Below are 20670 nucleotides of genomic sequence, written 5' to 3' on the forward strand. Positions count from 1 at the left end.
GGGAAACCGATGTCCACCGTCGCCGTCCTGCTGGTGCTGCTGGTCGCCCTGTTGCACCTGTACTTCCTTGTGCTCGAGATGTTCCTGTGGACCAAGCCGCTGGGCCTGAAGGTGTTCCGGCAATCCGCGGAAAAAGCCGAGCAATCCAGAGTGCTGGCCGCGAACCAGGGGCTCTATAACGGTTTCCTTGCAGCGGGATTGGTTTACGGCGCGGTTACGGGGTCGCGCGAGTTCGAACTGTTCTTTCTCGCCTGCGTGATCATCGCTGGGCTTTACGGCGCGGCGACGGTCAACAGACGCATCTTCTTCATCCAGTCGATGCCGGCGTTACTGGCGATGGGCGCTGTCCTGGCGGTGTGATTTCGGCGACAGCCACATCATGATCCGGGCGCGGAATACTTCTTCCCCGGCCGCATCGCGTACCGACACAAGCACCGGCAGGTCGTAGCCGCTCGCCGCGTCCTTGAAGGCAAGCTCCGGCGCGGCGACGGCGTGCAGGGTGCCACGCGCCTTCTTGAGGTATTCGACCGTCATGCCCTTGGGTATCCAGCGCATCGAAGCCGGCAGCGACGCCTCGGTCATCACGCCGGCACTCAGTTCGGCCAGGTTGCACAGGGCGATCGCGTGCACGGTGCCGAGATGGTTGTGGACGCGGCGCCGGTCGGGAATCTCGACTTCGCAGCGCCCCGGTTCCAGTGCCATGAAGCGCGGCGCGATCGTCGCGAAGTAGGGGGCGCGCCAGCACACCGCACGCGAGAAGAGCCAGCGCCCGCCGGGCCAGCGGCTGAGGCGGCGGTACATCGAAAGCACGGAAGCAGCCATGCGTTGTGCTCCGGAAAAGGAAGACGGCGGGCCTGGCCCGCCGTCCTGTGCGATTGACTGGATGGCTGGATCAGGCCGCGGCGCGGCTGTCGTAATTCTCGCGACGATAGCCGGCGGAGCGCAGTTCCTCTGCGTCGAAGTCGTCGACGCTGATCGCATCGATCGTCATCTCGCGCAGTTCTTCCAGTTGCTTGCGCTCGTCGGCGGTAATCCAGCCTTCGCGCACGCCTTCGTCGAGCTGGGAGGCGAAATCCAGCGCCTCGATGTCGCTGTTCTTCAATGCCTTGAGGAACTTGCGCTCCACCGGCTCGGCCAGGATCACCTTCTGCAGGTAGCTGTTGATGCGGCCGGCCGGATTGTTGGCGCATGGCGTCAGGAAGGTGCCGGTGGCAAGGCGATCGCGCGCCTCGTTGGGCGACATCAGCAGCGAGGCGATCTTGTGGCCGAGGCGGTCGCTCGGTGCCTGCGCACGGCGACCCCACGGGAAGATCAGCGCCCACAGCACGTAGCTGACCGGCCGCACCGGGAAATTGCGCAGCGCGGCGGAAAATGCGGTTTCGATCTTGTTGACCGCATCGTGGAAAGCCCACGCCAGCAGCGGTTGGTCGGACACCGGACGGCCCTGGTCTTCGTAGCGCTTTAGCATGGCGCTGGCGATGTAGAGCTGGCTCAGCACGTCACCCAGGCGGCCCGACAGCGATTCCTTGAACTTCAGCTTGCCGCCGAGCAGCAGCATCGACGTGTCCGCTGCCAAGGCCAGCGCCGCCGAATAGCGGTTGAGCTTGCGGTAGTAGCGGCGGGTGTACTTGTCGCCCGGGGCCTTGCCGATGCGCGCACCGGTGAAGCCGTACCACCAGCTGCGCACGGCATTGGAGAAGGCGAAGCCGACATGGCCGAACAGGTTCGCGTCGAACTCGGTCAGGCGCTCTTCCGGATCCGACAGGCCCGCGGCCTTCATTTCCTTGAGCACCCACGGATGGCAGAGGATCGCGCCCTGGCCGAAGATCATCAGCGAGCGCGTCATGATGTTCGCGCCCTCCACCGTGATCATGATCGGCAACGCCTGCCAGTTGCGGCCCGCGTAGTTCCTCGGGCCGAGGATGATGCCCTTGCCGCCGTGGATATCCATCACGTCGGTGGCGACTTCACGCGCCATCTCGGTGCAGTGGTACTTGGCGATCGTCGACGGCACCGCCGGCAACTCACCGCGCGTGACGGCGGCGGCCGCGGCTTCCGACAGCGCGCTGATCGCGTAGGCCTTGCCGCCGATGCGGGCGAGGGCCTCCTCCACGCCTTCGAAGCGACCGACGGAGAGGCCGAACTGCTTGCGGATGCGCGCATACGCTCCGGTGACGACGGCGCCGAACTTGGCGCCGCCGCTGGCGGTGGAGGGCAGGGTGATGGAGCGGCCGATCGACAGGCATTCGACCAGCATCTGCCAGCCCTTGCCGGCAAATCCCTCGCCGCCGATCAGCTGGCTGAGCGGGATGAAGACTTCCTTGCCATGGATCGGGCCGTTCTGGAACGGCGAGTTGAGCGGGAAGTGGCGGCGGCCGACTTCCACGCCGGGCGTGTCGCGCGGCAACAACGCCAGGGTGATGCCGATGTCGCGCTTGTCGCCGATCAGTCCGTCCGGGTCGTACATGCGGAACGCCAGGCCGATCAGGGTCGCGACCGGGGCGAGGGTGATGTAGCGCTTGTCGAAGGTGAGCTTCACGCCGACCACGCGCGCCCCGTTCCACTCGCCCATGGTGACGATGCCGAAGTCGGGGATCGACGTCGCATCCGAACCCGCCCACGGGCCGGTGAGGCCGAAGCACGGTACTTCGCGGCCATCAGCCAGGCGCGGCAGGTAGTAATCCTTCTGTTCCTTGCTGCCGTAGTGCAACAGCAGCTCGGCCGGGCCCAGCGAGTTGGGCACGCCGACGGTGGAACTGAGCACGGTCGAGACGGTGGCCAGCTTCTGGATCACCTTGTGGTTGCCCAGTGCGGTGAAGCCCAGGCCGCCGTATTCCTTGGGCACGATCATGCCGAAGAACTTGTTGCGCTTGATGTAATCCCAGATCTCCGGGGTCAGGTCCGCGTTGACGTGGGTGATCTGCCAGTCGTTGGTCATGCGGCAGACCTCTTCGACCGGACCGTCGAGGAAGGCCTGCTCATCCGGGCGAAGCTCGGGCTTGGGCTGGTCGAACAGCACGTCCCAGTCGGGCTTGCCCGAGAACAGCTGGCCTTCCCAGCCGACCGTGCCGGCTTCCAGGGCGACGCGCTCGGTTTCCGACAGCGGGGGCAGGATCCTGGTGTAGAAGCCAAGTAATGGCTGGGTGATGAAGGGCAGGCGGATCTGCGGTACCAGCAGGGGCACCGCTACCAGGGCGGCCAAGACCGTGGCGATGATGGTCGCGGTGATGTTCGCTCCCAGCATCAGGCAGCCGATCAGGGCGGTCAGCGTGGCCGCGGCCCAGACGACGAGGCGCAGGCGGTGGTAGGCGGCAACGGCGCCGACGACCAGCAGGGCGAGGAAGGGAAGGGCGATGCTCATGTGGGCTCCGACGCGACGTGGCGTTGACGGGCTGAGGTAAGGGTAGTCCGTTCCGCGCCGGGTGCCTGGATCTGCCTGCCGCGCGGGCGCGGATTCAAACAGTGGCATGAAACGCGTAACATACGGCCGAGTATGTTTCGGGCGTGCGAGCACTGTCAACCGCGCCACCATCCCCGTTTCGGGACTGTGCGTACTATCACAGTCGCCACCGTATGGTTAAACTTGCCGCCATGACTACCACCACCAAGCCCGACGCCGCCAAGGAACGCACCGGCCGCCTCAGTGCCGATGACTGGGCGTCGGCCGCCTTGGACCTCATTGCCGAGCAGGGGGTGGCCGCCGTCGCCGTCGAACCGCTCGCCCGCCGGCTGGGTGTCACCAAGGGCAGTTTCTACTGGCACTTCCCGTCGCGCGAAGCCCTCCTGGTCGCTGCGCTGGAGCGTTGGGAGAAGATGGAACAGGAGTTGTTGTTCGGCGAGCTCGAACCCATCAACGACCCGCGTGCCCGCCTGCGTGCGCTCTTCAACCTGGTGGCGCACGAATACAAGTCGCACGTCGTCTATTCCGAACTGATCAAGGCGATGGACCACCCGGCGGTGCAGCCGGTGATCGGTCGTGTTTCCGAACGTCGCCTGGATTACCTGACCGCCTCGTTCCGCCAGGCGGGTCTTGTGCGCACCGACGCGCGCCATCGCGCCCAGCTGCTGTACTCCGCCTACGTCGGTTTCCTGCAGCTCAATCTGCAGCTGCACCAGACGCGGATGCAGCATGACGAATTCGAGGCCTATGTCGAGCACATGGCCGTGACCCTGATTCCCAATCCGTAGAAGGTTTCATCGATGAACAATGTGTCGCAGAACGCTCCGGCTGAAAATGCCGGACGAAGCAAACTTGCCGCGCTCAACGACTGGGTTGCACAAGTAGCGTCTCTGACCCAACCCGATGCGATCCACTGGTGCGACGGCAGCGACGCCGAGAACGCCGCGCTCATCGCGCGGATGGAAGCCGACGGCACCTTGATCCCGCTGAACCCCGAAACCCACCCGCGCAGCTGGCTGCATCGCTCCCATCCCGACGACGTCGCCCGCGTCGAGCACCTGACCTTCGTCTGCACGCCGCAGCAGGACGATGCCGGTCCCAACAACCACTGGATGTCGCCGGCCGATGGCCACGCCAAGATGGATGCGCTGTTCGCCGGTTGCATGAAGGGCCGCACCATGTACGTCATTCCGTACTGCATGGGCCCGATCGACTCGCCGTTGTCGCGTTGCGGCGTCGAGATCACCGACTCTCCCTACGTCGTCGCCAACATGCGCATCATGACCCGCATGGGCGCGCCGGCCCTCGCGCGCATCGAGCGCGAAGGCTCGTTCGTCAAGGGCCTGCATTCGATTGGCGAGCTCGACCCGAACCGCCGCTACATCATGCACTTCCCCGAAGAACTGGCGATCAAGTCATTCGGTTCCGGCTACGGCGGCAACGCACTGCTGGGCAAGAAGTGCCATGCGCTGCGCATCGCCTCGCATCAGGCCAAGGCCGAAGGCTGGCTCGCCGAGCACATGCTGATCCTCGGCCTGGAAAGCCCGCAGGGTGAAACCCATTACATCGCCGCGGCATTCCCGTCCGCGTGCGGCAAGACCAACCTCGCCATGCTCATCCCGCCGGAGGGCTACCGCAAGGACGGCTGGAAGGTATGGACCGTCGGCGACGACATCTGCTGGATGCGCCCGGGTTCCGACGGTCGCCTCTATGCGATCAATCCGGAGGCGGGCTTCTTCGGTGTCGCCCCGGGTACCTCGATCAACTCCAATCCGAATGCGCTGAAGACCATCGCGCACGACACGATCTTCACCAACGTCGCCACCACTGCCGACAACCAGCCCTGGTGGGAGGGCTTGAGCCAGGGCAAGCCTGTCATTGATTGGCGCGGAAATGACTACGATTTCAGCAAGGGCGCTCCGGCGGCTCATCCGAATTCGCGTTTCACCGTGAGCGCGAAGCAGTGCCCGTCGTACTCGCCGCACGCGGAAGACGCGCAGGGCGTGCCGATCAGCGCGATCGTCTTCGGTGGCCGTCGCGCATCGCTGGTGCCGCTCGTATTCGAAGCACGCGACTGGACGCACGGCGTGCTGGTCGGTGCCGCGATGGGTTCCGAAACCACCGCCGCGGCCACCGGTGCCGTTGGCGTGATGCGCCGCGACCCGATGGCGATGAAGCCCTTCTGCGGTTACAACTTCGCCGACTATTTCGGCCACTGGCTGTCGTTCGACCAGGATGGCGCGAAGCTGCCGAAGATCTTCCACGTCAACTGGTTCCGCAAGGGCGACGACGGCAAGTTCCTGTGGCCGGGCTTCGGCGACAACCTGCGCGTGCTGGAATGGATGATCAAGCGCGTGAAGGGCGAAGCTGGCGCGGTCGAAACGCCGATCGGCCACTTGCCGAGCCTCGATGATGTCAATGTCGATGGCATCGCCCTGAGCGATGAAGCGAAGGCCAAGCTGTTCGGATTCGACCACGCCGGCTGGCGTGCCGAGTTCGAGAGCATCGGCGAATACCTCGGCGAGTACGGTCCGCGGATGCCGCAGGCACTGCACGACGAGCAGCAGCGCATTGCCCGTTCGCTCGCCAGCTGACGAGCCATGACCTCGAACCCCGCCGCGCCCGCGAGCAGTCGCGAGCTGTTGATCGATGGCCGCCCGCTGCGGGTGTTCGACGGGCTGCTGCCCAATGTGGGCGAGTACGTCCAGGGGCTGGCGCGTGCGATGTTCACCCGCACGGAAGTCGCGCGACCGGAGACGGCCGAGCACAAGCACTGGGCCACGGAAATCAAGCTCGAAGCGCTCATGCGCCAGCCGATTTTTGAAGTTACCCGCCTCGCCGTGGATGGCTTCGCGGGGCCCGGGGTTGGATATAGACCGTATCGCGCCTACACCAACGTCGCGAGCTACGGCGACATGCTGTTCACGCATACGGACTGCCTGCCGGACCAGCATGACCTGACCGCGCTGTGGTACTTGTGCGAACGCTGGGACCTCGAGTGGGGCGGCGAGACGATGTTCTACGACGCGCAGGACGAGATCGCCTGCGCAGTGCGTCCCCAGCCGGGACGGCTGGTCATCTTTGACGGCGCGATCAAGCACGTCGGAAGGCCGCCGAACCGCATCTGCTATGCGCCGCGCTACACCTTCGCCATCAAGTTCGAGCGCGTCGCGAACGGCGGGGCATGATGAACGCAGAAACGGTGCCCGCGCTTTGGAACAAGGCTGAAACCTACGCCCGCCAAGGGCAGTGGGCCGCCGCACTGGCGCAATACGACAACGTGCTGGCGCGTGATCCGGGCCATGCGATGGCGATGCTGCGCGCATCGAGGATGGCGCTCTCGCTCGGCCGTTACCGTGACGGCCTCGACTACACCTTGCGCGCGTTGGCCAGACGCCCCGGCAGCGATGAGGCCGTACTCACCCTGGTGCGAGCGTTGCGCATGTACAACGAGCCCGTCGCGCTGCTCGAATGCGTGGAGCACTCGCGCTGGCGTGAACGCCGCTCGGCCACCTGGCTGACGGACCTGGCCATGATGGTCAGCACGATAGGCGCCAACGACCTGGCGATGGAGATGCTCGATCTCGCGATCATTCGCGAGCCGAACAACCCGCAGACCCGCTATTTCCGCGGAGTCGTACAGATGTTCTTCGGCGACATGGAAGCCTCCGAACGGGAGCTGGAGCTGAGCATCGCCAAGGCGCCCGGGTTCGCCCAGGCCCATTGGGTGCTGTCGCGCCTGCGCAAGCAGACGGAAGACGCCAATCATGTCGAACGCATGCGCGCCCTGATTCCCAGGGTGCAGCGCGGCAGCGAAAGCGATTCATACCTGGCGTTCGCCCTGCACAACGAACTCCATGACCTGGGTCGCTTTGACGATTCCTGGCAGGCGCTGCAGCACGGCTGCCGCTGCAAGCGCCAGCTGACGCCGCACGACCGCACCGATGCCCGCCGCATGTATGACGGCCTGATGGCGTTGGCCGACGAACAGTTCGTGCAACCCGTCGCGCAGCCCGAGGCCACCTTCGTGCCGGTCTTCATCGTCGGCATGCATCGCTCCGGCAGCACGCTGCTCGAGCAATTGCTGGGCGGCCATCCAATGGTGGCGGACGGCGGCGAGACATATTCGTTCACGACGCAGATGCGTTATGCGGCGGATTACCGCAACAAGGGTGTGGTCGATGCCGAATTGGTCCGGCGCGCGGCCAACGTCGATTACGGCCTGGTGGGGCGCCGTTTCGATGAAGCGACGGCATGGCGCGCCAAGGGCAAGCCTTACCTGACAGAAAAACTGCCGTCGAACTTCCTCAACCTTGGCTTCATCGCCAAGGCCCTGCCTCAGGCGCGGATCCTGCACATGGTTCGCGACCCGTTGGATACGTGCTTCTCCAACCTGCGCACGATGTTTTCGGACGTGAACACGTTCTCGTACGACCAGCGGGAGTTGGCGGAGTGGTATGGCCAGTACCGGCAGCTGATGGCCCACTGGCACAAGGTGATGCCGGGCCGGATCCTCGACGTCCACTACGACGCGTTGGTCGAGGATCCCGAGGGCTTGATGCGTGGGGTGCTCGAGTTCTGCGGCCTGCCGTGGGACGCAGCTGCGACGACGCTGGAAGGAGCCGGCGCGGTGGCCACAGCGAGCAGTCCGCAGATGCGCGGCGGCATCATCAAGAACCGCAAGGCCGCCTGGAGTCCCTACGAGCAGCAATTGCAGCCGTTGATCGAAGGCCTGGCGCCTTATCGCTGACGAGGGCCCGGTCGGCCCTCGCTAGCTGTCATTTCATGCCGAACCAACAGTTGAATGCGACGGTGATGCGTTCATCGTTGCCGAAGAACGGCATGACCTCATGCTGCAGCCATGACGGGAACAGCACCAGCTGCCCCCCCTCGAAACGGACGCTCCAGGTGCCATGGTGGTACGGGGCGCGCAGCCGCGCATTGCCGGGGTCGAGGAAGTAGTTGCTGTAGTGGTGCGGATTGTGGAAGCGCAGGATCCCGGATTCAGGCCGGTCCGCGGGCGTCTCCCCGGCGGCCACACAGTAGACGCCCGACCAGGAGGCCATCGGGTGGGTGTGCATGATGGTGAATCCGCCGTTCCGGGTCACGTGGAACCAGGTGTGCGAGAAGATCTGCAGGCGCTGCATATCCTCGGCGCTGTAGCCGTTGAGGTCCTGGATCAGCTTGCCCAGTGCCGACCAGCAGAACTGGCGCAAGCGCTGCACGCAGGGCTCCGGCCATGAGAACAGGTTGAAGTCGCTCTCGAATACGCCCTGGTGCTGCTTCAGCGAAGGATTGGGGTTGGCGTAGCGGTCCCCTTCCGACTCGCGTGCGAGCAGCAAGGCCTTCAGTTCCGCATTGATGGATTGCGCATCGGGCAGGGTTTCCTGGCCGAGCGGCACGGCGAATACCGGGTTGATCTCAAGTGGCATGCGTGGCGATTCCTGGGGCGCGGCGCTCCCGCGCAACGCGGCTAGTGTACTGCGCAAAAAACTACGGCCCCTTTCGGGGCCGTAGTGGCAAACATACAACTGGGCTGGATCAGAACTTCTGCGCGTAACGCATGTAGTAGAAGCGGCCCGGGACTTCGTACTGCGGGTCGAACGAGTTCGCGAAGGCATTCAGCGCAATCGGCGGATCCTTGTCGAACACGTTGTTGACGCCCACGGTGATCTTCGCGTTCCACGGCGCGTTCCAGTAGGCGCTCACGTCGTGGTAGGTCGTCGCACCGATGTGGTTCTCGGCAGCAGGCGTAGCGACGATGGAATCGCCACCGGCCTCGCCGTCCCACACGCCATTGCCGTTGTCGTCGCTCGGCAGGCCGATGAAGCGGTCAGGATCCGAGCACAGGAAGGCGTAGCCGTAGTCTTCGAAGTTCTGGCAGCCCTCGTTCTGGGCCGAGAAGTAACGAATGTTCCAATTCGCGCCGAAGTCGCCCATTTCCCAGCGCGTGGCCAGGTTGGAACGGATGCGCCACGAGTTGGAGTTCTGGGCGAACTCGCCGACCTGGTTGCCGCCTTCGTTGAAGTTGAACGGCTGGCCGATGGCCGGCAGCTTCTGCTGGTCTTCACCGAAGCGACCGTCGCCGTCGATGTCCTGCTCGAAGCTGGACAGGTAGGTGGTATCCCACACGAAGCTGAAGGTACCCCACGCCGTTTCCGGCAGGCGGTAGCTGACCGTCATGTCGTAGCCTTCGAGCTTGGCGCCGCCGATGTTGGTCGTGGTGTTCAGCAGGGTGTTGATGTCGCCGGCCGGATTACGCGAATAGAGCGCGCAAGTCGGGCCCGTACCACCGGAGTCCAAGCACTGCTGGATGATGTTGGCGCCGCCGATCGTGGTGATCTGGTCTTCCAGCTTGATCTTCCACCAGTCGAGCGAGATGTCCAGGCCTTCCGCGAAGCTCGGGCTGTAGACCACGCCGAAGGTGGTGGACTCGGCCGTTTCCGGCTGCAGGTCAGGATTGCCGCCGACGGTGATGCGGATCTGCGAGCTGTCCTGCACGTAACCGCCGTTCGGCACGCCTTCGGCAATACACCGGGCCTTGGCCGCCGGGATCTGGTTCTGGAAGTTGGCGACGTTGCAGGGGTCCGACAGGGTCGGGAACGAGTCGGCCTGGCCGGCGAACAGTTCGCCGATCGACGGAGCGCGGAAGCCTTCGGTCCAGTTGCCGCGGACCATCAGGTCATCGATCGGCTTCCAGCGGAAACCGAACTTGCTGTTCAGCGTGTTGCCGAAGTTGCTGTAGTCCGAGTAACGGGTGGCGACGCTGAAGTCGAGCAACTTGGCGAACGGCATGTCGGCCAGCACCGGGATGGCCAGTTCGAGGTAGGCCTCGTCAAGCGAGTAGCCGCCCTTGGTGGGGGTACGCACGTTGCCGGTGGTGTTGCCCGAAGCGATCAGCGCGTCCGGCGAGTCGTAACCGGATTCGCTGCGGTGCTCGAGGCCGAACGAGAAGCCCAGCGCGCCGGCCGGCATGTCGAACACTTCGCCGCTGACGTTGGCGTAGTAGGTCTTCTGCAGGTAGTTGTACTCGTCGTGCGCGGTGAACGACACGAAGTCGAGCATTTCCGGGGTGATGCTGCCAACGCCGCCGAGCAGGTCGAGCGGCACGCAGCCGGCGACGATGGCGGTGGCGGTACCGCAGTGAGCCACGCCGGCAGCGTCGCGGAACGACGGGCCGAGCGCCTGCTTCAGCGCGATGACGTTCATCAGGCCTTGGGTGGTGTTGTTGGCCTGGTTCTCACCGCGGAAGTAACCAGCTTCCCAGTCGAAGTACTTCTCGCCGAAGTTCAGCGTGCCTTCGAAGCCGGCGTCCACCGCGAACGTACGCACGTCCTGGTTGAACGAACGGCCGCCGGTTTCGACGAAGCGGCGGTTGATGCGCGAGACGTCCTGACCGAACGGGTTGTAGATGCTGTCCTTGCTGATGAAGACCGCACGGCTCAGCGGAGTGGCGCCCGGAGCGGTACCCAGAACGACCGGCATGGCGGCGAGCAGCTGCTCGGACGTGCGCTCGTTATAGGTGATGGTGGTCTTGAAGCGGATGTCGTCGGTGATGTCCACCGAGGCATTGCCGAACACCGAGCGGCGTTCCTGCGGGGTCAGCAGGTAGTTCTCAGGGGCGAAGTTGTACGCATCAACGCCCGGGACGTACGGACGCGGCGCGCTGTCCGGACCGCCGTCGTAGGTGAAGGTGCCGGCGCCGCCATTGAAGTTCCGCTGCGGGCCATTGCAAAGGTTGGTGGCGCTGTTGAAGCCGCCCGGGCACAGCGAGAAACGGCCGCCCGGCGAGGTGCCGCTGCCGAAAGCGTTGCCCGTGCCGACGACCGGCTCCTTGGAGATGTCGCGGTCGCCAGCCATGACCGGCTCTTCCTTGACCCAGCCGAAGCCCATCATCGCGGTGAAGCGGTCGGAGGCCGAACCGATGGTGAAGTCGTAGGCCTGCTTGGTGCCGTCGCCCTTGTCGAACTGGCCGATGTAAGCGTTGGCTTCGGCGCCTTCGAAGTTCTGGCGCAGGATCACGTTGACCACGCCGGCGATGGCGTCGGAGCCGTAAATCGTCGAGGCGCCGTCCTTCAGGACTTCGATGCGCTCGACCGCGGCGGTCGGAATGGTGTTCAGGTCGACCGCGCCACCCAGGCCGGTACCACCGACCCAACGACGGCCGTTGACCAGCACCAGGGTGCGGTTCGAACCGAGGTTACGCAGGCTGACGCGGGTTTCACCGTTGCCGCCGTTGTTGAAGGTGCTGTTGAGGGTCGAACCGTTGGCCGTGATGTTCTGGATCACGTCACCGACCGAGGTCAGGCCCTGTGCGGTGATTTCATCGCGGCTCAGCGAGAACACCGGCTGCGAGGTCTCGATGTCGGTGCGCTTGATGCGCGAGCCAGTCACTTCGATGCGATCGAGGGTGGTGGCTTCCTTCTTTTCCGGCGGAGCGGCTTCCTGCGCGAACGCAGAGCCGGTTCCGGCGATGGCGCCCACAGCGATAGCGAACGAAATCGCGTCGCGGAGCTTGTTGGTCTTAAGGGTCATTTCTCTCTCTCTCCAAGTCGGTCTTGGTTTGTTTCCCATGGGAACCTCCCCGGCGGAGTCAAGGAAGACACCTAATCCGGCAAGGCCGTCCGGATAGTAGACGGCTGCTCGGAAAAATTAAAGTGTCGTTAATAAGCGCCGACGAATGGTCCCCGGACGGGTTCCAAAGGCAAAAACGAGGGAGAGGGCCGCCGGAAGAGGGGCGGCGGAGAGCGGACTAGAGGTCCTGCTCGTAGAGGACGCAGAGAACGGTTCCCGCGAATGGCTCCGGGCGGGTTCCAAAGGCAAAAAGAGGGGCCGCCGAGAGGGGGCGGCCGGGGAGCGGACTAGAGGTCCTGCTCGTAGCGGACGTAGGGAACGGTTCCCTCGTCCTTGTCGCTGCCACTGGGAGCGAAGGGGTTCTTGCCGCGGGTCACGATGTTCTCGGCGCCCACGGTGAGCTGGCCGCTCCAGGGCGTCCGCCAGGTGAGTCCCACTCCAAGGCCGCCCCATTGGCCCGGGACCCCGGGGGTGTCCACGACGCGGCCGATGATGTTGGCGCCAAAATTGCCCACCCCGGCGCCGACCGTGAAGGTCTTGCTGGTCCAGCGGTCGGCTACTTCGGACGGGATGTCGTCCGCAGGGATCAGGCGGGCCCGGGCCAGGGTGCCGCCAATGGAGACGGTTGCCTCGCGGCCGACGTTCTTCTGGCCGTAGAGGGTAAGGCTGTTCTGGTCGAGCTTGCCGGTCTTGTAGCTGGGGCTGAGCCAGGCGGGCAGGGTGTCGCGTCCAGTGCCCAGGATCAGGCCCACGCGGCTGTTACCGTGGCTCAGACTGGCTCCGCCACTGAACTGCCGGTCGCCGCTGCCATCACCATCGCCGTCGAGGGTGGCAAGCATGCAGTGGTTGGCGAGGCTGCTTATCGCCGAGGTCAACCCGTTCTTGCGATCGCATACCAAGCCCAGCGTATCGCCGGCAGCGACGCCGAAAGCGGCATCCAGGGTATTGCCGCCCACGCGCCAGCGGGCGCCGGCAACCGGGATCGTGCTGGGTTCGAGCTGGAGGACGGCTTCGAGCTTGCCATTGGTGTTCCACACCGGGAGCAGGGTCGCATCGGTGCGCCCCGTGGCCTGCGCATGCACGCCCGAAGCCACGCCAAGGGCGAGCAGCAGGGCTAGTGGCAGCTGGAACAGGCGCGCTTTCATGGCGTGGTTACGACCGGAATCGGTCGGTGAAGTTCCCCGCGTTATGGCCTATGACTATAGCTACTTTATGCTTATTTAACAATCTGTGCGTTGCGTCGCAAGCCCCCTATTGGGTCCGTTCGGGGGCAGGTTGAACCTCCAACCCGGTCTCGAAAAGTCCGGTGATCTGCTCCCCACTGAACCGATACGACTGGCCGCAAAACTCACAACGCACGAGCGCCTCCCCGTCGGCCAACGCCGCGTGGGCCTCCTCCGCACCCAGCGAGGTCAGCATTGCCTCCACCCGTTCCCTTGAGCAGGAGCAGGCAAAGGTCAGCGGCCTGGAGCCCAGCAACTGGACGCCGTCCTCGTGGAACAACCGGGTCACCAGTTGGGTATCGGTCCAGTCCAGCAACTCCTGGGGGGTCAGGGTCTCGAACAACGCGCCGGCCCGTGCCCAGCCGTCGTCGTCGCCGGCGTCGCCGGGCAACTTCTGCAGCATCAGCCCTGCGGCAGCGGTCTCGTCCGCCGCCAGCAGGAGGCGTGTCGGCAACTGCTCCGAGCGACGGAAATAGTCCTCAAAGGCGCCGGCGAGCGAATCGGATTCGAGTGCGACCAGTCCCTGGTAGCGCATGGGCTCGCGACCATCGCGCGAAGGGTTTTCGATGGTGATGGCGAGCAACGCGTCGGGCCCCAGGTCGCGGAGGTCGCGGGACACGGTGCCCTCGTCGGCCAGTTGCGCGATGCCGCGCAGCGTGCCGGCGGCGGTGCATTCGGCGAACAGGGTGCGCAAGGCGCCATGGCCCCGCAGCTGCACCGAGAGCCGGCCGTCGACCTTGGCATGCCCGGTGAAGAGCGCGGCCGCGGCGGCGGCTTCACCCAGCAGTTCCGCCGCGGCCGCCGGGATTTCATGGTCCAGGCTGGCGGCGCGCGTGCGGATCTGCTGCCAGGTGTCCTGCAGGTGCACGCGCACGCCGCGCACCCCGGCGCCTTCGATCAGGAAACGGCTCAGCTGGTCACGATCTGTGGGGGTCGTCATTGGGGGGCTCATGCGGTAAGGCGCGCGTCATCCACGATAATGCGCACCAGGGTTTGCGGGGATGACCGCAAGATGGGGATGAGGGCAGCCGGGTGCAAGACGCAGGTCAAGAGGGGAACGAAGTGACGGCACGGGCCGTGCGAAAGCGCTGGCGGGGCTGGCTGTGGAAGCTGCCGGTGATGTTCGTGGCCGTCACGGTCCTGCAGGTGTTGCTGCTGCGTTTCATCGATCCTCCGTTCACGGCATTCATGGCCGCCAGGGAGGTCGAGGCCTGGGGCTCGGGCGAATTCGGCTTCCGCATCGCCTACGACTGGCGCGATCTCGACGAGATCTCGCGCAACGTGCCGCTGGCGATGATCGCGTCGGAAGACCAGAACTTCGCGACGCACAACGGCTTCGACTTCAAGGCGATCGAAAAGGCCCGCGCCCACAACGAGCGCGCCGAGGAACGTGCGCGCAAGCGCAACAAGCCGGTCAAGCGGATCCGTGGCGCGAGCACCATCAGCCAGCAGACAGCGAAGAACCTGTTCCTGTGGAAGGGGCAGGGCGTCACGCGTTGGGCGCGCAAGGGGTTGGAGGTCTGGTACACGGTGCTGATCGAGGCGCTTTGGCCCAAGGCCCGCATCATCGAGGTCTATGCCAACACGGTGGAACTCGGAGACGGCGTGTACGGCGCGCAGGCCGCGGCGCGCACCTATTTCCGCAAGGATGCGAACACCCTCACGCCGGCCGAAGCCGCGAGCATGGCCGCGGTGCTGCCGAATCCACGCCGGTACAGCCTGGCGCGCCCGGGTCCCTACGTGCAGCGGCGCAGCAGCGCCATCCAGCGGCAGATGCGCTACATGGGCGGCCCGGAATTCCTGCAGCGAATCGACTGAATCGCGACGGGCGGCGCCGGGCCCGTTACCATTCCGGCATGCCCCGTGACCTGCTCACCGTCGTCGTTGCGGCCTTCAACGAGGCCCAGGCCTTGCCGCTGTTGCATCCCCGCGTGCGCGCCGCGCTGGATGGGATGCCCGATGTCGACGGCCGCGTACTTTATGTGGACGACGGCAGCCACGACGCCACCTGGGCCGTGCTGCAACAGATCGCCGCCAACGATCCGGGCGTCGGCCTGCTCCGCCTGTCCCGCAACTTCGGCAAGGAGGCGGCGTTGACCGCGGGGCTGGACCATGTCGGCGCCGGTGCCGCGTTGATCCTCGATGCCGACGGGCAGGACCCGCCCGAGCTGATCCCGCAGTTCGTCGCCAAGTGGCGCGAGGGCTATGACGACGTACACGGCACGCGCTTGGAGCGTGAGGGCGAAAGCTGGCTCAAGCGCGGCACCGCGCACGCCTTCTATCGCGTGATCGGCCGGCTCTCGCATACGCCGATCCCTGCCGATACCGGCGACTTCCGCCTGCTTTCGCCGCGTTCGCTGGCGGCGTTGCGGCAGTTGCGCGAGCGCCACCGCTTCATGAAGGGGTTGTTCGGATGGGTGGGTTTCAATTCCACCGCGATTCCTTACCACCGCGAAGCGCGCACCGCCGGCACCAGCAAATTCAACCTGTGGCGCCTTTGGAATTTCGCGCTCGAGGGCATCACGAGCTTCTCCACGGCACCGCTCCGGCTGGCGACATACCTGGGCCTGCTGACCGCGGTCGTGGCCTTCCTGTACGCGCTCTGGGTCGTGCTCAAGGCCATGTTCTGGGGCGACCCCGTCGCCGGCTGGCCGACGATGATGGCCGTCATCCTCTTCCTCGGGGGCGTGCAGCTGATCGCCCTCGGTCTTATCGGTGAATACCTGGGCCGCCTGTACGACGAAGCCAAGCAACGGCCGCTCTACCTGGTCGATTCCTGGAGGCCGGCGGCAGGAGTATTCTCTGCCTCGTCAGTCGGCATCGAAGGAGAGGGCCATGCGTACCGTGCGGCAGCTGCTCGAAGCGAAAACCCCGGAGATCTACGCGATCGCGCCTGATGCGCCGGTGATCGATGCGATCCGGCTGATGGCGGAAAAACGCATCGGCGCGGTGCTGGTGATGGAAGGGACGCGACTGGTGGGCATCCTGTCGGAACGCGACTATGCGCGGAAGATCGTGCTGCAGGGGCGCTCGTCCAGCGACACGCCCGTACGCACCATCATGACCGCCGACGTCCTCACCGTGCGCCCGGACGACACGGCCGAGTACTGCATGCAGGTCGTCACCAACCAGCGCATCCGCCACCTGCCGGTGATCCGGGGTGGCGAAGTCGTCGGCGTGGTTTCGATTGGGGACCTGGTGAAGGCGGTCATCGAGGACCAGCAGTTGGAACTGGACCAGCTGCAGCGCTATATCGCCAGTTGAGCGAAGCCGGGCGGAGCGCGCATCACCTGGCGTAGTGCCCTCCACACGCCGCATCCTTGCCGGGTCCCAGCTCCAGTGTCGCCAGCAGCGCAGCCGGCGGGACGATGTTGCCCAGCACCAGCGCAAAGGCGCTGCGCAGCCCGACGCGTCCGTAATCCGGATGGAACCCGGGATCCTTGAACGTGCCGTCGATCCATAACGGCGACCGCAACGCGAGCAGGCTGCGATCCTTCGGTCGCGGCCGCAGTTTCAGATGCAGCGTTTCGTCGCGCAGGCTCACGGTACCTTCGCCGACGATGATCGTGTCGGTGGTGTCGAAGGCCATCGCGCGCGTTGTCATGACGCCGTTGCTGACGCTGAAATCACCGAAGGCGCAGCGGATGGGCACCTTGCGGTCGCCCTCGACGAGGAATTTCAGGGCCTCGGCGATATCTATGCCGGCCAGTTCCATCAGCAGGTTGCTGATCTGGCCGTGTCCCATGCCGATGGCGACATCGCCGTCGCTGCTTCCGAGCATGAGGGCGATCGAGTTGCCGTTACCCGTCAGCGTCACGAGGCCACCGATGCGGCCGATCGCGTCCTGCGCCAGCTTCACGTCCGGGATGAGTTCGCGCAGGTTCAATCCGCGCGCGTCGATCCGGGCGCGCGTGCGGATGGGATTTCCGCGCGCATCCATGCGCACCACCGAGCGCACCTGCCCCCCTGCCACACCGAAGTTCAGCGGTTGCAGTTGCAACACGCCGTTGTCCAGCCGCAGGTGGGTATCCATGTTGTCGAGCGGCAATCTGGGTGCGTCGATGCGATGTGCCGTGTAGTGGATTTCGGCGTCCATCGCGCGCAGCTTTTCGAGTTCGTACGGGCGGTCCGGAAGCAGGCGCGGTCGTGCATCGTCGCTCGCGGCTTGCGCCGCGAGTTGCGCGTTGGTCGATTCGCCGTCGCCGGTGTCCGGGGCCTTGTTGACGAAGCCGGCGAGGTCGTCGAAGTCGAGCCGCTTCGAGGCCAGGTTGGCGCGCAGGAAGGGACGTGCGCCACCGACCGTCAGGCTCGCGTCGCCGGCGAGGTCGGTGTCGCCGACGACCCCGTGGAAGTTGTCGTAGTGCCAGGTGTGTTTCCCGGCACTGATTTCCCGCGTCAGCCGGCCATCGAGCTTGTAGGGCGGCGTGTTGGGCGAAACGATGCCGAGCAAAGGGTACAGATCGGCCATGTCCTGGCCGTCCAGCGCAAGTTGCAGATCGAAGTCGCGCAGCAGCACCGGGTCGACCAGGGAGCCGCGCGCGTGCGCGTGGGTGTCTCCCGCGCTGGCGCGCAGGTCGATGCGATACGGACGTTGGCGCTCGCGCAGCTCCAGGGGCGATTCGGCGGTGCCGTTCACGCGGAATTGGCTGCCTTTCCAGTGGCCGCCGCCGTCGAGCGCCACCGACGACGCGACGGCGCCCGGCGTGAGCTTGCTGGTCACGTCGGTGGCGATGTCCGTCCTGCTCGCCGCGTCGATGAAAGTGAGCTTGCCGCTGTCGATCCACAGCCGCGAGAACTGCGGGCTGGGGCCGCCGGGTTCGCCGAACTCCCAGTTGCCGATACCTTGCGGCCCGGTTTCCAGGTGCAGCACGGGGCGGCGCAAGCGCAGGTCGGGGACGAGGAACCGGCGCCGCAGCAGCGGCCACAGCCGGATGGTGAACTCGACCCGGTCGGCCGACGCCATCACCGGTTGCCTGGACCAGCTTGCATTGGCGAAGCGCACGGCATCGGCACGAACCGTCGGTTCGGTCCAGTCCAGGTCGACGTCGAGGTCGCCGCCGATTTCGAAATCGCGCCCGGTGCGCGCCTCGACCTGGCGCTCGACGGCGCCCTTGAACCAGTTCCAGTCCCACAGCCAGATCAGTACCGCCAGGCCGGCGAGGGCGAGGCCCAGCAGGGTCAGCCAGGGATGACGTCGCAGCGCGGCAAACGCTTGGGCCGGTTCAGGCAGACGCGGCGCGTCCATGTCATTGGTCGGGTGGCTTCATGGCGCGAAGCCACTGTTTCTAGCCGCCGCGGGATGGACTGCCAGCGATGGCGACATGTGTCCGAGCGACAAGTGTCTGAGCCGCGGCATGCCGATGCTCCATGGGAACCGGCACTACCTTCGGCAAGTTGCGGTCAAGCGTGGGTGAACACGTTGTGGTCGATTCAGCGTTGCGACGCGATCAGGCGCGTGGCGCCACCTGCGCCATCACCGAAACGTAATGGCACACGCTGCCAGCAACGACGAACATGTGCCACACGGCGTGCGAGTAGCGCATGGTCGGGCGGTGGTAGAAAACCGTGCCCAGCGTGTAGCAGGCACCGCCGGCAATCAGCCAGCCGAACGTCCAGGCGTCGAGTGCGCGGAACACGGGCACGATCGCCGCCAGCACGAGCCAGCCCATCGCGATGTAGATCAGGGTCGACAACAGCTTGAAGCGCCCGGTGAAGAACAGCTTGAAGACGACGCCGGCGAGCGCAAGTGTCCAGATGGCCCCGAACAGCCACCAGCCGACTTCGCCGCGCAGGCCGATCAGGGTGAAGGGTGTGTAGGTGCCCGCGATCAGCAGGTAGATCGCGCAATGGTCGACCACCTTCATCCGCGCCTTCAACACCGGGTGCTGGATCGCGTGGTAGAGGGTCGAGGCGATGTAGAGCAGCAGCAGGCTCAGGCCGAACACGGAGGCGCCCACCAGTTGCCAGCCGTCGCCATGGCGGGCGGCCAGGGCGACGAGCACCGCGCCACCCGCCAGCGCCGCGGCGGCGCCAAGGCCATGGGTGAGGGCGTTGGCGAGTTCCTCGCGGGCGTCGGCCAGGGGACTGGACTGGGTCATGGCTGGAGCATCCGGTTCATCGCTGGAGCAAATACTCAGGGCCGCAGGCGGGCGGCGGGTGGCCTATGATTCCCCGTCCATCGGTTGCCGTTCGCAAATGATCATTTCCCATCAGCATCGCTTCATTTTTGCCGCCATTCCCAAGACCGGAACCCATTCCGTGCGGCAGGCACTGCGCGAGCACATGAGCGACGAAGACCTCGAGCAGGTCGGCCTGTTCGTCAACAAGCGTTTCCCGTTCGAGGAGCTGGCCTCGATCAAGCATGGCCACATCACGCTGGACCAGATCCGGCCGTTCGTCGGCGAGGAAGCCTTCGCCAGCTACCTGAAGTTCGCCTTCGTGCGCAATCCGTTCGACCGCTTCGTTTCCTACTGCGCGTTCATGACGCGGGCCAATGACGCGTTCAATCAAAAACCGCAGGCGGTGATGCGCCATATCCTGTTCGAGGCGCGGCCGATGCAGCACATCCTGTTCGTGCCGCAGCACACTTTCGTCACCGACCGGGACGGCCGGATGCTGGCGGACATGGTGGGCCGGGTGGAGGATATGCAGGCGTCGTACGACAGCCTCTGCGCGCGGATCGGCATCCCGTCGCGGTCGCTGGAACAGGTCAACAGCTCCCGCCGCGGCAGTTACCGCGACTACTATGACCAGCAACTGATCGACGGCGTGGCCGAGCTGTATCGCCGCGACCTCGAACTCTTCGACTACCAGTTCTGAACATCGCCATGAACGTCCCTGCTCCTGCCGCCGCCATGCAGCCCAACCCGCGCAAGACCACGTCCATGCGCAAGCTGGGGCCGGTGGACATCACCCGTCTGCGCGAAGCCGTGCTGGCGATTCCGGATGCGGTGTGGGATGCCGAGAACGCGGACAAGCCGAACCGCTTCGAAGCGCTCGACAAGACCCGGCATATCGTCTTTCGCTTCGTCAGCAATTTCCGCGACTGGCGCGATTCCTACGACCGTCCGCTGTGGGCGCAATGGCGTGGATTGCTCGAGCCGGTGCTGGCCAAGGCGGTCGAGCCCTACGGCTATGCGCGGGGCGTCTTTCCGCGCGTGATGCTGGCGCGCATGGCGCCCGGGGGCGTCATCAAACCGCACCGCGACGCCAATCCGGCGGCCAAGTGGCCGCACAAGATCCACGTGCCCTTGCTGACCAACGACAAGGTGACCTTCTTCATCGACAACGTCGGCTACCACTTTGCCGAGGGCGAGGCCGTCGAGGTCAGCAACATGGCCGTGCATGCCGTGGAGAACGCCGGTACCAGCGACCGCATCCACCTGATCTTCGAGTACTACGATCCGGACCAGCCCGAACCGGCATGGTTGGCGTTGGCGACAGCGCAGAAATAAAAACGCCCGGCATGGCCGG

18 protein-coding genes are annotated in these 20670 nt (G+C 65.4%); 10 read left to right on the forward strand and 8 right to left on the reverse strand.

Annotated features, from left to right (window positions below; translation table 11 throughout):
- Positions 1-9: 9 nt before the first annotated feature.
- On the forward strand, positions 10-360 hold the full coding sequence (locus ACYVGE_RS01720) for a DUF1304 domain-containing protein (protein ID WP_460726492.1): 351 nt from the start codon (positions 10-12) through the stop codon (positions 358-360).
- On the opposite strand, the gene ACYVGE_RS01725 is transcribed toward ACYVGE_RS01720, so the two are convergent.
- Both ACYVGE_RS01725 and ACYVGE_RS01730 read right to left on the reverse strand, forming a co-directional pair.
- Entirely contained in the window at positions 328-822 is a 495-nt protein-coding gene (locus tag ACYVGE_RS01725) for a hotdog fold domain-containing protein (RefSeq protein WP_460726494.1), read from the reverse strand. The two genes, ACYVGE_RS01720 and ACYVGE_RS01725, sit on opposite strands and share 33 nt — an antisense overlap.
- A gap of 70 nt (positions 823-892) precedes the next feature.
- Positions 893-3361 carry an acyl-CoA dehydrogenase gene (locus tag ACYVGE_RS01730; RefSeq protein ID WP_460726496.1) on the reverse strand — a complete coding sequence of 823 codons (2469 nt, stop codon included), beginning with the start codon at positions 3359-3361 and terminating at the stop codon, positions 893-895.
- Between the two features lie 230 nt (positions 3362-3591).
- On the opposite strand from ACYVGE_RS01730, the gene ACYVGE_RS01735 reads away from it, so the two are divergent.
- Genes ACYVGE_RS01735 through ACYVGE_RS01750 form a run of 4 tightly spaced genes read left to right on the forward strand, consistent with a single transcriptional unit; the run spans position 3592 to position 8150 of the window.
- Positions 3592-4188 carry a TetR/AcrR family transcriptional regulator gene (locus ACYVGE_RS01735; protein ID WP_457095575.1) on the forward strand — a complete coding sequence of 199 codons (597 nt, stop codon included), beginning with the start codon at positions 3592-3594 and terminating at the stop codon, positions 4186-4188.
- A gap of 12 nt (positions 4189-4200) precedes the next feature.
- Positions 4201-5994, forward strand: a complete 1794-nt coding sequence (locus ACYVGE_RS01740) for a phosphoenolpyruvate carboxykinase (GTP) (protein ID WP_460726498.1) — start codon at positions 4201-4203, stop codon at positions 5992-5994.
- 6 nt (positions 5995-6000) lie between these two features.
- On the forward strand, positions 6001-6588 hold the full coding sequence (locus ACYVGE_RS01745) for a 2OG-Fe(II) oxygenase (protein WP_460726500.1): 588 nt from the start codon (positions 6001-6003) through the stop codon (positions 6586-6588).
- Positions 6588-8150, forward strand: coding sequence for a tetratricopeptide repeat-containing sulfotransferase family protein (locus ACYVGE_RS01750; RefSeq protein ID WP_460726502.1), 1563 nt, complete (start codon positions 6588-6590; stop codon positions 8148-8150). The genes ACYVGE_RS01745 and ACYVGE_RS01750 overlap by 1 nt, the downstream gene beginning before the upstream one ends.
- Before the next feature lie 28 nt (positions 8151-8178).
- Here the strand turns inward: ACYVGE_RS01750 and ACYVGE_RS01755 are convergent, their stop codons facing one another.
- The 4 genes from ACYVGE_RS01755 to hslO form a co-directional block, all read right to left on the reverse strand.
- Positions 8179-8832, reverse strand: a complete 654-nt coding sequence (locus ACYVGE_RS01755) for a TIGR02466 family protein (RefSeq protein WP_460726504.1) — start codon at positions 8830-8832, stop codon at positions 8179-8181.
- 109 nt (positions 8833-8941) lie between these two features.
- Complete coding sequence (locus ACYVGE_RS01760) at positions 8942-11935, reverse strand: TonB-dependent receptor domain-containing protein (protein ID WP_460726506.1); 2994 nt, start codon at positions 11933-11935, stop codon at positions 8942-8944.
- A gap of 326 nt (positions 11936-12261) precedes the next feature.
- Positions 12262-13083, reverse strand: coding sequence for an XOO1806 family protein (locus ACYVGE_RS01765; RefSeq protein WP_460727269.1), 822 nt, complete (start codon positions 13081-13083; stop codon positions 12262-12264).
- 142 nt (positions 13084-13225) lie between these two features.
- Entirely contained in the window at positions 13226-14137 is a 912-nt protein-coding gene (gene hslO / locus ACYVGE_RS01770; RefSeq protein WP_460726508.1) for an Hsp33 family molecular chaperone HslO, read from the reverse strand.
- A gap of 137 nt (positions 14138-14274) precedes the next feature.
- Here hslO and mtgA point away from each other — a divergent pair, with 137 nt between their 5' ends.
- Genes mtgA through ACYVGE_RS01785 form a run of 3 tightly spaced genes read left to right on the forward strand, consistent with a single transcriptional unit; the run spans position 14275 to position 16461 of the window.
- Positions 14275-15015 (forward strand): monofunctional biosynthetic peptidoglycan transglycosylase, encoded by a 741-nt coding sequence (gene mtgA, locus ACYVGE_RS01775; RefSeq protein WP_460726510.1) that lies wholly within the window; start codon positions 14275-14277, stop codon positions 15013-15015.
- 38 nt (positions 15016-15053) lie between these two features.
- Positions 15054-16094 (forward strand): glycosyltransferase family 2 protein, encoded by a 1041-nt coding sequence (locus ACYVGE_RS01780; RefSeq protein WP_460726512.1) that lies wholly within the window; start codon positions 15054-15056, stop codon positions 16092-16094.
- Complete coding sequence (locus ACYVGE_RS01785; RefSeq protein ID WP_460726514.1) at positions 16033-16461, forward strand: CBS domain-containing protein; 429 nt, start codon at positions 16033-16035, stop codon at positions 16459-16461. The genes ACYVGE_RS01780 and ACYVGE_RS01785 overlap by 62 nt, the downstream gene beginning before the upstream one ends.
- A 22-nt stretch (positions 16462-16483) precedes the next feature.
- Here ACYVGE_RS01785 and ACYVGE_RS01790 read toward each other — a convergent pair whose 3' ends face one another.
- Together ACYVGE_RS01790 and trhA are read right to left on the reverse strand one after the other, a co-directional pair.
- Complete coding sequence (locus tag ACYVGE_RS01790; RefSeq protein WP_460726516.1) at positions 16484-18442, reverse strand: AsmA family protein; 1959 nt, start codon at positions 18440-18442, stop codon at positions 16484-16486.
- A 202-nt stretch (positions 18443-18644) separates the two neighbouring features.
- Positions 18645-19295, reverse strand: a complete 651-nt coding sequence (trhA, locus tag ACYVGE_RS01795) for a PAQR family membrane homeostasis protein TrhA (protein WP_460726517.1) — start codon at positions 19293-19295, stop codon at positions 18645-18647.
- 97 nt (positions 19296-19392) lie between these two features.
- Between trhA and ACYVGE_RS01800 the strand changes: the two genes are divergently transcribed.
- Both ACYVGE_RS01800 and ACYVGE_RS01805 read left to right on the forward strand, forming a co-directional pair.
- Positions 19393-20016: a sulfotransferase family 2 domain-containing protein gene (locus ACYVGE_RS01800; protein ID WP_460726519.1), complete on the forward strand. Its 624-nt coding sequence runs from the start codon at positions 19393-19395 to the stop codon at positions 20014-20016.
- 8 nt (positions 20017-20024) lie between these two features.
- Positions 20025-20651 carry an aspartyl/asparaginyl beta-hydroxylase domain-containing protein gene (locus tag ACYVGE_RS01805; RefSeq protein WP_460726521.1) on the forward strand — a complete coding sequence of 209 codons (627 nt, stop codon included), beginning with the start codon at positions 20025-20027 and terminating at the stop codon, positions 20649-20651.
- The last annotated feature ends 19 nt before the right edge of the window (positions 20652-20670 follow it).

The sequence above is a fragment of the Lysobacter rhizosphaerae genome (genome assembly GCF_054779795.1).

Excerpts from the sequence above, each read along its gene's own strand:
- ACYVGE_RS01720 (WP_460726492.1), top strand. The coding sequence starts at position 10 with ATGTCCACCGTCGCCGTCCTGCTGGTGCTGCTGGTCGCCCTGTTGCAC.
- ACYVGE_RS01725 (WP_460726494.1), bottom strand. The coding sequence starts at position 822 with ATGGCTGCTTCCGTGCTTTCGATGTACCGCCGCCTCAGCCGCTGGCCC.
- ACYVGE_RS01730 (WP_460726496.1), bottom strand. The coding sequence starts at position 3,361 with ATGAGCATCGCCCTTCCCTTCCTCGCCCTGCTGGTCGTCGGCGCCGTT.
- ACYVGE_RS01735 (WP_457095575.1), top strand. The coding sequence starts at position 3,592 with ATGACTACCACCACCAAGCCCGACGCCGCCAAGGAACGCACCGGCCGC.
- ACYVGE_RS01740 (WP_460726498.1), top strand. The coding sequence starts at position 4,201 with ATGAACAATGTGTCGCAGAACGCTCCGGCTGAAAATGCCGGACGAAGC.
- ACYVGE_RS01745 (WP_460726500.1), top strand. The coding sequence starts at position 6,001 with ATGACCTCGAACCCCGCCGCGCCCGCGAGCAGTCGCGAGCTGTTGATC.
- ACYVGE_RS01750 (WP_460726502.1), top strand. The coding sequence starts at position 6,588 with ATGAACGCAGAAACGGTGCCCGCGCTTTGGAACAAGGCTGAAACCTAC.
- ACYVGE_RS01755 (WP_460726504.1), bottom strand. The coding sequence starts at position 8,832 with ATGCCACTTGAGATCAACCCGGTATTCGCCGTGCCGCTCGGCCAGGAA.
- ACYVGE_RS01760 (WP_460726506.1), bottom strand. The coding sequence starts at position 11,935 with ATGACCCTTAAGACCAACAAGCTCCGCGACGCGATTTCGTTCGCTATC.
- hslO (WP_460726508.1), bottom strand. The coding sequence starts at position 14,137 with ATGACGACCCCCACAGATCGTGACCAGCTGAGCCGTTTCCTGATCGAA.
- ACYVGE_RS01780 (WP_460726512.1), top strand. The coding sequence starts at position 15,054 with ATGCCCCGTGACCTGCTCACCGTCGTCGTTGCGGCCTTCAACGAGGCC.
- ACYVGE_RS01785 (WP_460726514.1), top strand. The coding sequence starts at position 16,033 with ATGCGTACCGTGCGGCAGCTGCTCGAAGCGAAAACCCCGGAGATCTAC.
- ACYVGE_RS01790 (WP_460726516.1), bottom strand. The coding sequence starts at position 18,442 with ATGGACGCGCCGCGTCTGCCTGAACCGGCCCAAGCGTTTGCCGCGCTG.
- trhA (WP_460726517.1), bottom strand. The coding sequence starts at position 19,295 with ATGACCCAGTCCAGTCCCCTGGCCGACGCCCGCGAGGAACTCGCCAAC.
- ACYVGE_RS01800 (WP_460726519.1), top strand. The coding sequence starts at position 19,393 with ATGATCATTTCCCATCAGCATCGCTTCATTTTTGCCGCCATTCCCAAG.
- ACYVGE_RS01805 (WP_460726521.1), top strand. The coding sequence starts at position 20,025 with ATGAACGTCCCTGCTCCTGCCGCCGCCATGCAGCCCAACCCGCGCAAG.